The sequence below is a fragment of the Actinoplanes sp. NPDC051861 genome, assembly GCF_040681145.1.
Classification (GTDB): Bacteria; Actinomycetota; Actinomycetes; order Mycobacteriales; family Micromonosporaceae; genus Actinoplanes.
Map to the genome: position 1 here is coordinate 196682 of NZ_JBFAYE010000007.1, position 14658 is coordinate 211339.

Annotated in this window: 13 protein-coding genes; 5 read left to right on the forward strand and 8 right to left on the reverse strand. The window is 71.9% G+C overall.

Annotation, left to right across the window (positions count from 1 at the left end; translation table 11 throughout):
- Window positions 1-39: 39 nt before the first annotated feature.
- Window positions 40-3051 carry a BTAD domain-containing putative transcriptional regulator gene (locus AB0M02_RS21450; protein WP_364229252.1) on the reverse strand — a complete coding sequence of 1004 codons (3012 nt, stop codon included), beginning with the start codon at window positions 3049-3051 and terminating at the stop codon, window positions 40-42.
- A 173-nt stretch (window positions 3052-3224) separates the two neighbouring features.
- Between AB0M02_RS21450 and AB0M02_RS21455 the strand changes: the two genes are divergently transcribed.
- From AB0M02_RS21455 to AB0M02_RS21470, 4 genes are read left to right on the forward strand one after another with little or no spacing between them, the layout of a single operon-like run.
- Window positions 3225-4301, forward strand: coding sequence for a trypsin-like peptidase domain-containing protein (locus AB0M02_RS21455; RefSeq protein ID WP_364229254.1), 1077 nt, complete (start codon window positions 3225-3227; stop codon window positions 4299-4301).
- Window positions 4298-5698, forward strand: a complete 1401-nt coding sequence (locus AB0M02_RS21460) for a basic amino acid/polyamine antiporter (RefSeq protein ID WP_364229256.1) — start codon at window positions 4298-4300, stop codon at window positions 5696-5698. The genes AB0M02_RS21455 and AB0M02_RS21460 overlap by 4 nt, the downstream gene beginning before the upstream one ends.
- An 11-nt stretch (window positions 5699-5709) precedes the next feature.
- On the forward strand, window positions 5710-6951 hold the full coding sequence (gene arcA, locus AB0M02_RS21465) for an arginine deiminase (RefSeq protein ID WP_364229258.1): 1242 nt from the start codon (window positions 5710-5712) through the stop codon (window positions 6949-6951).
- Window position 6952: 1 nt separating this feature from the next.
- Window positions 6953-7612, forward strand: a complete 660-nt coding sequence (locus AB0M02_RS21470; RefSeq protein WP_364229259.1) for a MarC family protein — start codon at window positions 6953-6955, stop codon at window positions 7610-7612.
- Between the two features lie 7 nt (window positions 7613-7619).
- On the opposite strand, the gene AB0M02_RS21475 is transcribed toward AB0M02_RS21470, so the two are convergent.
- From AB0M02_RS21475 to AB0M02_RS21485, 3 genes are all read right to left on the reverse strand, one after another.
- A complete protein-coding gene (locus AB0M02_RS21475; RefSeq protein WP_364229261.1) occupies window positions 7620-8165 on the reverse strand; it encodes a DUF1062 domain-containing protein in 546 nt (181 codons plus the stop codon).
- A gap of 242 nt (window positions 8166-8407) precedes the next feature.
- Entirely contained in the window at window positions 8408-8809 is a 402-nt protein-coding gene (locus tag AB0M02_RS21480) for an MmcQ/YjbR family DNA-binding protein (protein ID WP_364229263.1), read from the reverse strand.
- Window positions 8809-9657 (reverse strand): LysR family transcriptional regulator, encoded by an 849-nt coding sequence (locus tag AB0M02_RS21485; RefSeq protein ID WP_364229265.1) that lies wholly within the window; start codon window positions 9655-9657, stop codon window positions 8809-8811. Before AB0M02_RS21485 ends, AB0M02_RS21480 begins: the two co-directional genes overlap by 1 nt.
- Window positions 9658-9726: 69 nt before the next feature.
- Between AB0M02_RS21485 and AB0M02_RS21490 the strand changes: the two genes are divergently transcribed.
- The gene (locus AB0M02_RS21490; protein WP_364229266.1) at window positions 9727-10626 is read left to right on the forward strand and encodes an EamA family transporter; all 900 of its coding nucleotides are present in this window, start codon (window positions 9727-9729) and stop codon (window positions 10624-10626) included.
- Here the strand turns inward: AB0M02_RS21490 and AB0M02_RS21495 are convergent.
- From AB0M02_RS21495 to AB0M02_RS21510, 4 genes are all read right to left on the reverse strand, one after another.
- Complete coding sequence (locus AB0M02_RS21495) at window positions 10599-11345, reverse strand: class I SAM-dependent methyltransferase (RefSeq protein ID WP_364229268.1); 747 nt, start codon at window positions 11343-11345, stop codon at window positions 10599-10601. The genes AB0M02_RS21490 and AB0M02_RS21495 overlap by 28 nt on opposite strands.
- A gap of 71 nt (window positions 11346-11416) precedes the next feature.
- A complete protein-coding gene (locus AB0M02_RS21500) occupies window positions 11417-12157 on the reverse strand; it encodes a methyltransferase domain-containing protein (RefSeq protein WP_364229269.1) in 741 nt (246 codons plus the stop codon).
- 396 nt (window positions 12158-12553) lie between these two features.
- Window positions 12554-13621, reverse strand: coding sequence for a DUF4037 domain-containing protein (locus tag AB0M02_RS21505; protein WP_364229271.1), 1068 nt, complete (start codon window positions 13619-13621; stop codon window positions 12554-12556).
- 310 nt (window positions 13622-13931) lie between these two features.
- Window positions 13932-14294: a cadmium resistance transporter gene (locus tag AB0M02_RS21510; protein WP_364229273.1), complete on the reverse strand. Its 363-nt coding sequence runs from the start codon at window positions 14292-14294 to the stop codon at window positions 13932-13934.
- Between the last annotated feature and the right edge of the window lie 364 nt (window positions 14295-14658).

A 14658-nucleotide genomic window follows, 5' to 3' on the forward strand; every position in this document is an offset into this window, starting at 1 on the left:
CTTCGCGACCGGGAAGGACGCCGAGCGTAGATATTTGCTCTATAGCAATTCTGTAGCCGGGCTGGATTCGGTGATCTCGGCGTACTCGCGTGCCCCGTACGCCGCGAATGTCGCCAGTGCCTGCCGCCGTGCCGCCTCGGCCTCGGCGCCGCGGCCGCGCGCCTGCCACAACTCGGCGATGTCGCGCTGGGTCCGCGCCGCGAACAGCGGCATCTCCAGCGCCGTGAAGATCTCCAGCGCGCCGTGCAGGTGCTCGTCGGCCAGGTCCAGGCGCCGGGCGCTCAGGTGCAACTCGCCGAGGGTGCGCAGGGTCATCGCCTCGGCCCACCGGTCCCGGCCGTTGCGGTCGGCGGCCAGCAGCGGTTCGAGGAGCTCGAGGGCCTCTGCGAGGCGGCCCATCCGGACCCGGGTCTTGGCGAGCGCCCGCAGGCTGTAGCCCTCGACCTTGGTGTCGCCGAGTTCGCGGAACATCGCGGTGGCCTCGCCGAGCACCCGTTCGGCGTCGGTGAGCCGGCCGGCGGCGCGGTGCAGCAGGCCGATCGAGCGCAGGGTGAGCGCGGTGCCGCGCCGGCTGCCGGCCCGGCGGTAGGCGTCCAGAGCCCGCCGCAGCGACTCGCCGGCCTCGTCGATCGCACCCTGTTCGAGGTAGACCGATCCGGCGATGCGTGAGCAGTGCGCGATGGCGCTGTCGTCGTGCAGCGCGTCGCACGCGATCGTGGCCTGTTCCAGGAAGTGCCGTGCCTCGGGCAGGTAGCCCTGTTCCCGGCAGGCCAGCCCGAGCGCGGTCAGGGCGGCCGCCTCGCCGCGCGGGTCGCCGAGATCCCGGAAGATCGTCAGGGCTTCGGAGAGGTGGCGGCGGGCCGACGGGTAGCGGTCCTGTTCGTAGCGCAGCTGCCCGAGCGCCGCGATCAGCACGGCCTGGCCCGGGCGGTTGCCGGCCCGCCGGGCGGCGGCGAGGGCCGCGCCGTGGGCCCGCTCCCAGAGGTCGGTGACGCGGTTGAGGGGGTACGAGGACGCGCACAGCAGCGACGCGAGGCGCACCGCAGTGTCGTGCAGGTCCAGTTCGGCGGCTCGTTCGACGGTCTGCACCAGTGACATCTGCTCGGCGTCGAGCCAGCGGCGCGGGTCGGCGGTCGCCTCGGCCACCACCTCGGGATCCACCGGGTGGTCGCGGCCGGGCAGCCACAGCGGGATGCATCCGGAGGTGGTGCGGTCGGCGATGTGCCCGCGCAGCCGGTCGAGCAGCGCCAGCCAGCCCTCGGCGACCCGCGCGGTGGCCGCGGCCGAGTCGGCCGGGTCCTCGTGCGACTCGGCCTGCTCGCGGGCGTAGATGCGGACGAGGTCGTGCAGCCGGTAGCGGATCTGCCCGGCGTGGTCGACGTAGGTGTAGTCGACCAGGTGCGCGTCGACGAGCTGTTCGATGACGGTCTCGGCGTCGTCGCGGGTGGTGTCGAGCAGGGCGGCCACCACCCAGAGCGGGAAGTCCGAGGGCCCGAGGCGCCCGAGCCGGCGCAGGACGGTCTGCGCGCGCGGTTCCAGGCCGTGCAGGCTGAGCTCGATGGTGGCGCGGACCTGCTGGTCGCCGACCCACAGTTCGTCGAGGCGGCGGCGTTCGTCGCCGAGCCGGCGGGCGAGCAGCTGGGCCGACCAGTGCCGGCGCGAGGCGAGGCGGGCGCCGGCGATGCGGACCGCGAGCGGCAGCCGCCCGCAGGAGGCGACGATGGCGGCCGCGGCGTCCGGAGCGCCGGCGATCCGCTCGTCGCCGACGACGCGGGCGAGCAGGGTGGTGGCCTCGCCGGGGCTGAGCATGCCCAGTTCGATCAGGCGGGCGCCGGCCAGCGCGGGCAGCCGGTTGCGGGAGGTGATCAGCACGGCGCATCCCGCGGTGCCGGGCAGCAGCGGCCGGACCTGCCGTTCGTCGGCCGCGTCGTCGAGGACGATCAGCACGCGCCGCCCGGCGAGCAGGCTGCGGAACAGGTCCGTGCGCTCCTCGACGCTGTCCGGCACCGCGCCCGGGTCCACGTCGAAGGCACGCAGGAAGCGGCCCAAGATCTCGGTGGGCGACGCCGGCGCGGTGGACATCCCTCTCAGATCACCATGCAGAACCCCTTGGGGGTACGCGGAAACGAGCCGGTGTGCCACGTGGACGGCGAGTGCGGACTTGCCGGCACCGCCCGGTCCCGCGATGACGGCGATCGTCGCGCCGTGTTCGAGCAGGGTGGTGATCCTGGCGGTCTCGGTGAGCCGGCCGGTGAAGTCGCCCGGGTCCGGTGGCAGCTGGGCGGGCACCGGGACCTGCTCGCGGGCGGCGGGCACGGCCGGGCCGGGGTCGCCGCGCAGGATGGCCGCGTGCAGGCGGGACAGGTCCGGTCCCGGTTCGATGCCGAGTTCGTCGATCAGCGCGGCCCGGCCCTGCCGGTAGACGGCGAGCGCGTCGGCGGTGCGCCCGGAGCGGTGCAGGGCGGTCATCAGCAGCGCGCGCAGCGGCTCGCGGGTGGGGTGCACCGCGACCAGGGCGGCGAGTTCGCCGGTGACCCGGTCGCTGTGGCCGGAGGCGAGGTCGGCGGCGATGCGCTCCTCGGTCACGGCCAGGCGCTGCTCGTCGAGGCGGGTCGCCTCGGCGGCGAGCGCGTCACTGCGTACCCCCTCGAGAGCCGGACCCCGCCAGAGAGATGTCGCCGCACGCAGCGCGTCCACCGCCTCGGCGTGGCGTCCCGCCGCGGACGCCGCGCGGCCCCGCTCGACCAGCCCGTCCCATTGCTCGCGGTCGAGGGTGCCCGGCGCGATCGCGATCCGGTAGCCGGGCGGGCTGGTCTCGATGACACCCTCGGGAAGGGTGCGGCGCAGGGCCGAGACATACGTCTGCACCAGAGCGCGCGCGGTCGGCGGGGGGTCGTCGCCCCAGATCACGTCGATCAGGCGGTCGGTGGAGACGACCCGGCCCGGTGGCAGCAGCAGGGCGGCCAGCAGTGTGCGGATCTTGGTGCCGCCGAGCGGGAGCGGCCCGTCGGCGGTGCTCACCTCGACCGGCCCGAGCAGCCGGAACTCCATCCGGTCATCCTCCTGATCGCCCGTGACAGGCACCTTAGTGGCGATCATCCATGCTGGCCAATCATCCGCTGTGGGTGAAGGCGTGCCAGGTGCGAGCTCTTAGCGTCCGAAAGACGTGACAGTCCGATCTGGAGGCACAGGATGCCCGATCTGAACATCATCGGCGTCGGCTGATGGCCGTCTCCACGGGGCGGATCGTCGCCGGGGCCCTCGGGGTGGCGCTGGTCGCCGGTGCCGCGGGCGGTGCGATCGGCGCGGCAGTGGCCGGCGACTCGGGCGACACCGGCGAACCGGCGGCCGCGGCCCAGGCGCCGGCCGGCAGCTCGTGCGACGTGGCGTCGGTCGCGGCGCGGGTGTTCCCGTCGCTGGTCACCGTCAACGTGCAGCTCGGTGACGCCGGTGGGCTCGGGTCCGGGTCGGTGTGGGACCGCGACGGCCACATCCTGACCAACGACCACGTCCTCGCGCCGGCCGTCGGCGGCACCGTCACGGTGGACTTCGCGCGGGGCCCGGCCGCCGTGCCGGCGACCGTGGTGGGCCGGGACCCGGCCACCGATCTGGCCGTCATCAAGGTCGACCCGAGCGCCGCGCGGCTGACCCCGATCACCGTGGGTGACTCGTCGGCCCTGGTCGTCGGCCAGCCGGTGGTCGCCGCCGGTTCGCCGCTCGGTCTCAACGGCACGATCACGGCGGGTGTGGTCAGCGCGCTGAGCCGGTACGTGGACGTGGGCCAGGGCGACGACGCGGCGCTACTGGTCAACGCGGTGCAGGTGGACGCGGCGGTCAACCCGGGCAACAGCGGCGGCCCGCTCGTCGACTGCGCCGGGCGGCAGGTCGGGGTCAACTCGGCCGGTGCGCAGACCTCGGAGGCCGCCGCCGGCGGCAGCATCGGGCTCAACTTCGCGATCCCCAGCGACTTCGCCGGTGCGATCGCCGCGCAGCTGATCGAGAACGGCAAGGCCCGCCATCCCATCCTCGGCGTGCTGAGCGTGACCGTGACCGACGAGATGGCCCGCTCCACCGGCCTGCCCCGCGGCGCCCTGGTCGAGCAGGTGCTCCCCGGCTTCGGTGCGGCGGGCGCCGGCGTGCGCGCCGGTGACGTCATCACCTCGGTCGCCGGGACGGGCGTCAACAGCACCGACCAGATGCTGGCCGCCGTGCAGGAACACAGTCCCGGCGACACGGTCGAGGTCGGTTTCAGCCGGGCCGGCGCGGCCCAGCGCGTCACCGCGAAGGTGAGTGAGCCGTGACGACGACCGAGAGCCGTACCGAGAAGCTCTCCTTCGCCACGATGACCACGATGGTCGTCGGGTCGATGGTCGGCGCCGGGGTGTTCTCCCTGCCCCGGCGCTTCGCCCAGGAGACCGGGATCACCGGCGCGCTGATCGCGTGGAGCATCGCCGGTGCCGGCATGCTGATGCTGGCGTTCGTCTTCCAGACCCTGGCCGTGCGCAAGCCCGACCTCGACGCCGGGGTGTACGCCTACGCCAAGGCAGGCTTCGGGGAGTACCTCGGGTTCTTCTCCGCGTTCGGCTACTGGGCCAGCGCCTGCGTCGGCAACGTCACCTACTGGGTGCTGATCATGTCGACGGTCGGTGCGGTGTGGCCGGCCCTCGGCGACGGCGACACGGTGCTGTCCATCGTGCTGTCCACGGCCGGCCTGTGGGTGTTCTTCTACCTCATCCAGCGCGGCGTCAAGGACGCGGCGGTGCTCAACCGGGTCGTCACGATAGCCAAGGTCGTACCGATTTTGGTGTTCGTCCTGCTCGCGCTCTTCGCCCTGGATCCCGCGGTGTTCGCCGGCAACCTGACCGGGGGCACCGGGTACGGGTCGCTGTTCGAGCAGGTCAAGGGCACCATGCTGGTGACCGTTTTCGTGTTCCTCGGCGTCGAGGGCGCCAGCGTGTACTCCCGGCACGCGCGGCGGCGCGAGGACGTCGGCCGGGCCACGGTTCTGGGGTTCCTGGCCGTGTTCGCGGTGTTCGCGTCGGTGACCATCGTGTCGTACGGGATCATGCCGGCGTCCGAGATCGCCGAACTGCGGCAGCCGTCGATGGGCGGCGTCCTCGAGGCGGCGGTCGGTGGCTGGGGCGCGGGCCTGATCAGCGTGGGGCTGATCGTGTCGGTGCTCGGCGCTTACCTGGCGTGGACGCTGATGGCGGCCGAGGTGCTGTACGTGGCGGCCAAGGACGACGACATGCCGCGGTTCCTGGGCCGTACCACGCACGGCGACGTGCCGTTCGCGGCGCTGCTGCTGACCACGCTGCTCACCCAGCTGGTCCTGATCGTCACGTACTTCTCCGAAGACGCCTTCAACTTCGCCCTCGACCTGACCAGCGCGCTGAGCCTGATCCCGTTCGCGCTCGCCGCCGGGTACGCGGTCAAGATCGCGCGCGGCCGGGCGCGGGATCTCACGGTCGGCGGGCTCGCCCTGCTCTACACGCTGTTCCTGCTGGTGGCGGCCGGCCCGAAGTTCCTGCTCGTCTCGTTCATCATCTACGCCCCGGCCACGCTGCTGTTCGTCAAGGCGCGCCGGGAGCAGGGCCGGCGGCTGTTCTCCGGCCGGGAACTGATCATCCTCGCCGTCTCGGTGGCCGGTGCCGTCATCGGTGTGGTCGCGCTCGCGGCCGGCTGGATCTCCATCTGAAAGGGTCTCTCATGGTTACCACGCACGGCGTCTACTCCGAGGTCGGCCGGTTGCGCAAGGTCCTGGTCTGCGCGCCGGGGCTGGCGCACCGGCGGCTCACCCCGACCAACGCCGACGACCTGCTCTTCGACGACGTCATGTGGGTGGAGAACGCGCAGCGCGACCACCTGGACTTCGTGAACAAGCTGCGCGGGCGCGGTGTCGAGGTGGTCGAGCTGCACGACCTGCTGGCCGAGACGGTGGCCATCGCGTCCGCCCGGGAGTGGCTGCTGGACCGCAAGATCATCGCCAACGAGGTGGGGCTCGGGCTGCTCGCCGACACGCGGGCCTATCTCGACTCGCTGCCGCCGCGCAAACTCGCCGAGTTCCTGATCGGCGGGCTGGCGACCAGCGACCTGCCGGACGACTTCCGGTCCGGGTACGTCGCGCTGGCCCGGGAGCAGACCGGCGTCCGCGAGTACCTGATGCCGCCGCTGCCGAACACGCTGTACACGCGGGACACCACGTGCTGGCTCTACGGCGGCGTGACGCTGAACCCGCTGTACTGGCCGGCCCGGCACGACGAGACGCTGCTGATGAAGGCGATCTACCGGTACCACCCCGACTTCGCCGGCTCGACGGTGTGGTGGGGCGACCCGGAACTGGACTGGGGGATGGCCACGTTCGAGGGCGGCGACGTCATGCCGGTCGGCAACGGCGTCGTGCTGGTCGGGATGAGCGAGCGCACCTCCCGCCAGGCGATCACGCAGGTGGCGGCGGCCCTGTTCAAGGCGGGCGCCGCCGAGCGGGTCGTGGTGGCGGGCATGCCGAAGCTGCGGGCCGCGATGCACCTCGACACGGTGTTCACGTTCGCCGACCGCGACGTGGTCACGCTGTACCCGAACATCATGGACGGGGTGCACACGTTCACCCTGCTGCCCAGCGACCGGGACCCGGGCGTCGAGGTGGTCGACGAGGACGGCCGCAGCTTCACCGACGTGGTGGCGTCGTCGCTGGGCCTGAAGGAACTGCGGGTCATCGAGACGGGCGGGGACGTGTACGCGTCCGAGCGCCAGCAGTGGGACAGCGGCAACAACGCGGTCGCCGTCGAGCCCGGTGTCGTGTTCACCTACGACCGCAACACCACCACCAACACCCTGCTGCGGCGTGCCGGCATCGAGGTCATCACGATCGTCGGCGCGGAACTGGGCCGCGGCCGGGGCGGCGGTCACTGCATGACCTGCCCGCTGGCCCGTGACGCCGTGGACTTCTGAGGTGTCGTTCCCGTACGAGGCTCTGGTGCTGTTCCTGGCGCTGTTCGCCCTCTACAGCCCGGTGGCGGCGCTGTCGTCGTACCTGCCGATCGTGCGCCCCTTCACCCATCCCCAGCAGCTGCGGCTGGCTCTGGGGCTGGTGGTCAACGTGGCCGTGTTCGTGCTCCTGGCGATCTGGGTGGGCGAGCCCCTCCTGGAGCTGCTGGGCATCAGCACGGCCGCGCTGACGGCCACCGGCGGTATCGCGCTGATCCTGGCCTCGGTCCCGCTGATGCGGGGGACGACGGACCCGGCTCCGGCTCCGGCACCTTCGCCGGACCCGTCGCCGGACCCTTCTCCTCCTGCTTCCGATCCGGGATCAGTGCTCTTCACACCGATCACGTTTCCGCTCACCGTGGGCGGGACGACGTTCGCGTTCGGCGTGGCCGCGTCCGCCGACGCGGGCAGCGTCAGCGGCCGGGCGTGGCTGTCCGTGGCGGCCATCGCCTACGCGATCGTCACCGGCGTCACCCTCTATCTGTCCGGCCACGTCGAACGCCGCATCTCACCGGCCGCCGCGGCCATCCTCGACCGCGTCGCCGGCATCCTGCTGACCAGCATCGCCGTGGTCCTGCTGGCCAACGGCTTCACCGACCTGGTCCGCGCCGCCTGGGAGTCCTAGCGCCTGTTTATCGCCTCAGGGTGAACGTGAAGTCGGTGGAGGACCTGCCCGTCAGGCGGTGCGACGACTGCAGGAATCCACCGGCGACGAGCCTGTTCACCTCCGAGCGCGACACCTCCAGGCCGGCCGCGAGCAGCGTGGTCGGCCTCAGCGGGATGCGCTCGGTGAAGTGGACCCCGGTGGTGTCCGCCCCGGCGACGGTTTCCTTGCGCAGGGCCCAGGCGCCGTCCCAGTTCAGGGCGACGTTGTTGCGGCGCAGCAGTCCCGGGTCGGGGAGCAGCGTGGCCGCCAGGGTGGCGTCGTTGTCGTGGAAGCGGGTCAGGGTCGCCGGGTTGATGGTGCGGACGTTGGCCCGCTCCAGGACCGTCAGCTTGATGGTCTCCCCGCAGCCGGTGCACAGGGCCAGCAGCCAGACGTCGAGGAGCTTGTGGTTGGCGTTGATACGGAACTTGCCGTTCGGCCGGTACAGCGCTGACGGGCAGCGCAGGCAGCGGCGGCGGATGAGGGGGAGGGCGGCCGGGTACACCAGCCACCGGGTTTCGTGGGTTAACACCGATAGGTGCCGTTCTACTGCGACATTTCGTGCGAAGACGGTGCTCCGCGGGCGTTGTCCGCGCACGACTCAGCGGCGAGTGGCGGCCGTGTGTCACGACGGCGCGGCTCACTCGCCTGGTCTGATGCGGGACGTCAGAGCGGTGAAATGTCTCAGCTGATGTACAACGGCCTGTCCTGGTTCGGCGTCGGAAGATCCCAGCCGGGCGACGCTAACAGCGCGCCGCCGGGCGTTTCCACCGGTTATCCGCGGCCCCGCGCATCGAGGGCGGCCACTCTGCGCCTGCCCGCGGTCAGCCGGTAGCTGGCGTCCAGCAGCTCCTCGACCTCCGCCCAGTCCGAGGCCGGGCCGAGGTCGACGCCCAGCCATCCGTACGGGCCCAGATACGCCGGCAGATAGCAGCGCTCCTCGGACAGCAGCGCCCGCCGCTCGTCCGGGTCGAGCAGGACCAGCAGGGACTGGTCGTGGCGCTGGTACGCGCCGTCCACCTTGATCGAGCCGCCGTAGTAGGCGAACACCTTCGTCGTGTAGAACGCCGGGATGCCGTGCGAGATCTTCTCGGCGGCGTCCGGGAAGGACAGGGCCAGCTCGCGGACCCGGCGCAGCACCGGGTCGGCGTCGTCGAACATGATCGGATGGGTCATCACAGTGTCCTGTCGTAAGCGGCCCGGCTGAGCCGGATCAGGTCGTCGAGGCCGTCCGGCGGTGCGTCGCGCCACCACGCCAGCCACACCTCGATGCGGGGTGCCTGGCGCAGCATCCGGTACGCCACGCCGGGACGCGGGTTCTGGTTGGCGGTGGCCTCCGAGGTGACGCCCACGGCCTGACCGGCGGCGATCAGGGTGAGCCACTCGTCGACGCCGTGGGTGGCGCGCACCGCGACCGGTGCCGGGCCCGGCTCCCACAGCTCGAGCGTGGTGGTGCCGGTCCGGTCGTCGATCGCGACCGTGTACCGGGCCAGGTCGCTGAAGCGCAGGGTGCGCCGCCGGGCGAGCGCGCTGTCGGTGGAGACGGCCGCGCACCGGCCCTCGGTGCCGATCAGGGCCGTGCCGAAACGCGGATCGGTCAGCGCCCGCCGGACGACCGCGACGTCGGCGGTGCCCTCGCCGAGCCCGGCGGTGACCGTGTTCGACTGGACGAACACCAGCGGCGGGCCGGTCCACGCCCGTTGCAGGCGCCGGGTGTGCTTGCCGAGGGCGGCCCACGCGTACCCGACGCGCAGTTCGCTTCGCGACTGCTCCGCGATGCGGTGCAGATGGGCGATCTCGTCGAGCGCGCGGCGGGCCGCGACGAGGACCTGGGTGCCGGTCGAGGTGAGTGCGACGTGCCGGGTGTTGCGTTCCAGCAGACGTACGCCGAGCGCGCTCTCCAGCCCCGCGACCGCCCGGGAGACCGCCGCCTGGGACACGTCCAGCGCGGCTGCCGCGTCCGTGAACGTCCCGGCGTCGACCACCGCGACCAGCGCGCGCAGGTGGCGTAGCTCGACACTCATACGCCCAGCGTATAGATGTGCCGCCCGGCGCATTTCTCCCCGCGCCGCACCGGGGCCGAGACTGGCGCCGTGAGTGTGGTGGCAGAGCAACGACCGGCGGCCGGCGCCCGTGCCTCCGTGCTGGGCGGGCTGGCGACGATGACCGGTGCCGCGGCCAGCAATCAGGTGGGTGCGGCGGTCGGCGCGCACGCGTTCCCGGCGATCGGCCCGGCCGGTGTCGTCGCCGTACGCCAGTTCGTCGCCCTGGCCGTCCTGCTGCCCGCGACCCGCCCCGACCTGCGGCGTTTCACGTGGCCGCAGTGGTGGCCGGTGCTGCTGCTCGGGTGTTCGTTCGCCACCATGAACCTCGGTATCTACACCGCGGTGGACCGGATCGGGCTGGGTCTCGCCGTGACCCTGGAGTTCCTCGGCCCGCTGGCCGTGGCCCTCGCCGGCTCGCGCACCCGTCTCGACCTGCTGTGCGCGCTGGGAGCCGCCGCCGGCGTGTACGTGCTGGTGCTCCCGGACGCCGCCAGCGACTGGTACGGGATCGGCGCCGGCCTCGTGGCGGCGGCGAGCTGGGCCTCGTACATCCTGCTCAACCGCCTGGTCGGCGCCCGCGTCCCCGGCCTGCAGGGCCTCGCGGCCGCGACGACCGTCTCCGCGCTGCTCTACCTGCCGGTCCTGGCCGTGATCGTCGCGCAGGGCCGGCTGACCGGGACGACCCTGCTGTACGCCGCCGGCGCCGGCCTGCTCAGCTCGGTGATCCCGTACGCGGCCGACCTGATCGCCCTGCGCAGCGTGCCGCCCCGCTTCTTCGGCGTGGTGATGAGCGTCCACCCGGTCTTCGCCGCCCTGGCCGGCCTGGTCCTGCTCGGCGAGGTGCTGCGGGCCCACGAGTGGGCGGGCATCGCGATCGTGGTCGCCGTCAACGCCCTCGCGGTGGTGTCGGCACAGCGCCGTCAGCCGGCCTCGCAGACGCAGAGCTGAATCGGCGAGTCCGCGGCGAACGGCCCGCCGGGCCAGTCGCCGAACCGCTCGAGGAGCCGCAGCCCGCCGCCCCGCAGGAGCAACGGCAGCTCCTGCGGGAAGATGCTCCGGATCTCGAGCGGCGCGACGACGAAGTCCGGTTCGGTGGCGGTCGAGAGGTACCACGTCCCGCGGGTGACCTGCGCGGGCGCGTCGTAGACCTCGGCGACGTCGACGCTGACGTGGCCACGATCGGGGTCCAGGAACGACTCGCGGGTGCGCCGTACGCCGTCGGCTGAGGCGAGCAGCCGCACGCTCGGGTTGAACACGTCGAAGGCGAACCGTGCCCCCGGCGCCAGATGTCTCCGCACCGACCGGAAGCAGCTCACCAGATCCTCGGCCTCGTGCAGGTGCAGCAGGGAGTTGGCCGCGACGAACACGAAGTCGAACGTGCGGCCCAGATCGAAGGCCCGCATGTCGCCCTGGGCCCACTCCACCGTCGCGCCGCGCTCGGCCGCCTTGCGCCGGGCCTCGGCCAGCATGTCCGGCGAGAGGTCCAGGCCGGCGCACGGCTGCCCGCCGGCCGCGATCGGGATCAGCTTGTGCCCGGTGCCGCACCCGAGTTCCAGAACGCTCCCGCCCCGCCGGCGGGCTGCGGCCGAGTAGAACTCGACCGCAGGCCCGCCGCCCGGGAACATCAGGTCGTAGAGCCGCGCGTGCTCGTAGAACGCCCCGCTCATCGAGCACCCGCACCGAAAAGAAAGTCCACGTTCGGCACTGTCGCACGGCCGCACGTGCGGCCGCCCTCGAGTTATTCGCGTTCACGCAGGGCGAAGACGCCCCAGCCGACGTATTCGCGCCGGTAACGCACGTGCCGCACCGGGTCGATGTCGAGTTCGGCGCGCATCCGCGGGGCCAGCTCGTCGTCCGGGTTGGCGTCCAGCCAGGTCCGGATGTTCAGCCAGTGCGCGGCCGCGTACCGATCCCAGGAGTCCTGACTGGCCAGCACCATCTCGACCAGGTCCCAGCCGAGGTCGTCACTGAAGTGGGCGACCAGCTCCGGCAGCGACCGGAAGTCGTCGCGGGCCGTCGCCTTGCACCCCTCGACGGTCTGCTGGTCGGGCGGGTCCAGCCGCCAGTACGGCTCGCCGATCAGCACCATGCCGCCGGGGCGCAGGCTGCGCTGGAGGATCTCGATCGTGCCGGCGACACCGTCACCGATCCAGGTGGCGCCGATGCAGGCGGCCACGTCGACCGGTTCCGGCGCGACGAAGCCGGCCGCGTCGCCGTGAACGAACTCCACCGGAAGCCCGGCCGCGTGCTCGCGCGCATCGGCTATGAACGCGGTGCTGATGTCCACGCCGATGCCCCGGATGCCGTGCGCGAGGTGCCAGCTGCGGAGCAGCTCGCCCTTGCCGCAGCACAGGTCGACGAGGCGATCGCCGGCCCGCAGCTTGATCGCCCGGCCGAGGGTGGCCAGCTTCGCGGGCGAGAACGGGTTCAGAATACGAAGGTCACCCTCGCGGATGACGTAGTGACGGGGAAGGTCCATGCCGGAGTGTCCTGTCCGAGATCGTTGCGAATGCGAAGGTCGTCGAGGAATCGCCACGCACCGGCATCAAACGCACCCACTCTCGGCTCAGCTTTCCCGCAACGCTAGAAACCGTCCGCAGGCCCCGGCAACCGAAATATCAGGCCCTGCTCGCCAACAAGGCCACCCCGAGACCGCCTGGAACACGTCAGGACTGCCGCGGGCACCTCCGGGCCGAGCACGGCGATGATCTCCTCGGACGGCTGTCCAGGCCGCAACCACGGGGCGACCGGAGCGCCGAGCCGACCCAGCCAACTGCCCCACTCGCGGAGAGCGCTCGCGAGGCTGTCGTCCCTGTCCACAACGAGGAAGGAGGAAGCTAGCAGTGTGCGGGATCATGTCCGCGAGACGTGGCCGCTACTCGGTCAGGTGGGGCAGGCCGAAGAGCCGCCGGCACCGCTCCGGTTGTTCCAGCACGTCCGTGTTGTCGCAGATCTGGTCGATCGAGCCGGTCAGGGGCCTCTGCGCCAGCGCGGGTTCGGTCAGCGCCGCCCGCAGCGACTCGGCGTAGCGGCCGGCGTCGATCACCGCGTACCCGCGCTCGAAGAATGTGCGCCGCACAGCCGGCACCGTATCGCTCAGGCCGAGTGTGTTCTGCCTGGTCCCGGCTTCCTCATAGGCGGCACACAGCGCCGCCTCGCGCGCTTCGGGGGTCGCGGCGCGCAGGGCCGAGGTGAGGAGCCCGGCCGCCGGGTCCGTGCGGATCGAGGTTCCGAGCCATTTAGCGTACGGGGGGAAGCTCCGCGTCTGCAGCAGGAACAACCGGGCGAGATCGCGGCAGAGCCGCGCGGTGAGGATCCGGGAGCCCAGGTCGTCGCCGGCCTCGGCGGTGCGGCCGACGAACGCCTCCTCCTGTCCGATCCGGGTCCACTGGCAGGCGAGCATGTAGCGCCAGAGGTCGTCGGGGTACCAGCGCAGCCGCTCCCGGATGCCGGTGAGTTCGCCGTGCGGGTCGTGGAAGACGGCGCCGCCGGTGACCTCGGCGAACCGTTGCCACGGGGTGGACAGCCAGTCGTCAACGGTGATCGTCCCGGCGGGGTCGAAGCCCAGTTTCGAGCGTGTCCAGGCGGGCAGCTCCGAGATCAGCACGTAGTGGTCGACAGGGCCGTCGGTGTCCGCCATGGATCGGACCCGGGCGCCGGGCGGTTCGAAGTGGGTGGGCCAGCCGAGGAAGCGTTTCGGCAGTTCGTGGCGGAGGCGGTCGTTGAGGGCACTGTTGTCGCCGGGGAGGAACAGGTCGAGCCGTGGACCCCAGTCGTGGTCGGTGGAGCGCGGACTGTCGTAACCGAGGACGTCACTGCCGGGGCCGACCCGGGCGGCGATGTGCGGCAGGTCGCCGAGCAGCGGGCGGACCGCCTCGAGGTAGAACAGCCGGGCCAGGTCGACACCGGGCAGAAATTCCGGCACAGGGTCGGGCGGTGACATTGCCGAGTGACCTCATTCGTCCGGGACGGATCGCCGGGGAACTGCGGCACGGCACGGCCAACGGGATCACCGGCGGGTGTGACGGATCCAGCGCGACGACCGTACCGCGATCTCGAAAATCGCCACACCGCGGCGCGGCATCTGGCAGCGTGCGAGGATCCGGGGCACTTCAACTACTGGCGGCATGAGCCTGAGGACGGGCGCGGCCAAGTATTTCTGGCTGGCGCCGCGCATGCTGGCTTCGGCGTGGAGCAGCGCGCGGGGCACGCGCCGGTGTTCGAGGTCGTGGTGGAGTGGACGGACTCGGTCCTCAGCCCTCGATGAGGATCAGCAGGCCGATACCGATCAGGACGAGCGGCAGCAGGATGTGGCCCCAGCGGCTGAGTGCGCCGGCGATGACCGGGCGGGTGGCGAGGAACCGCCCGGCGGCGACCCAGACGGCGACGAGCAGCAGGAAGACGATGGCGTAGACGGCCATGCCCTCGGTGCCCGCGGTCACGAGGACCGGGACGTAGACGCCGATGTTGTCGCCACCGTTGGCGAACGTGACAGCGGCGACGGTGAGCACACCGGGTCCGCTGCCGGTGCCCGCGGCCGGGCCGTCATCGTCGTCGTCGCGGTGCCGCCAGGCTTGGACAGCGGCCTTGAAGCCCAGCGCCAGCGGCAGCAGCAAGCTCCAGCGCCTCCTCCTCCTCTTCCTCCTCCTCGTCTTCGCTGCGGCCCAGCTCGACGCCCCATTTCTCGCGGATGCTGAGCAATGGTTGGATCCTATCTTCCTAGGATGCCTTAAGCGGAGTGCGGCAAGCCGCACTCCAAGACCGAACGACGGCTTCGCCGACTGGACCTATCTGCGGTTCCAGGTTGGCAACAACGCTGGAGCTGGGGGTGGGCTGACGTTCGTCGGGCCTGGCTGCGGGTGATGACGGGGCTGAAGAACGTGAGGCGTCGTCGCGACTGGTTCGGGGCCGGGTGTGCCTGGCCGGCCCCTGACCGGACGGCGCCCCGGGCAGCCAACCGGATTCGGCGCGGTCGCGCCG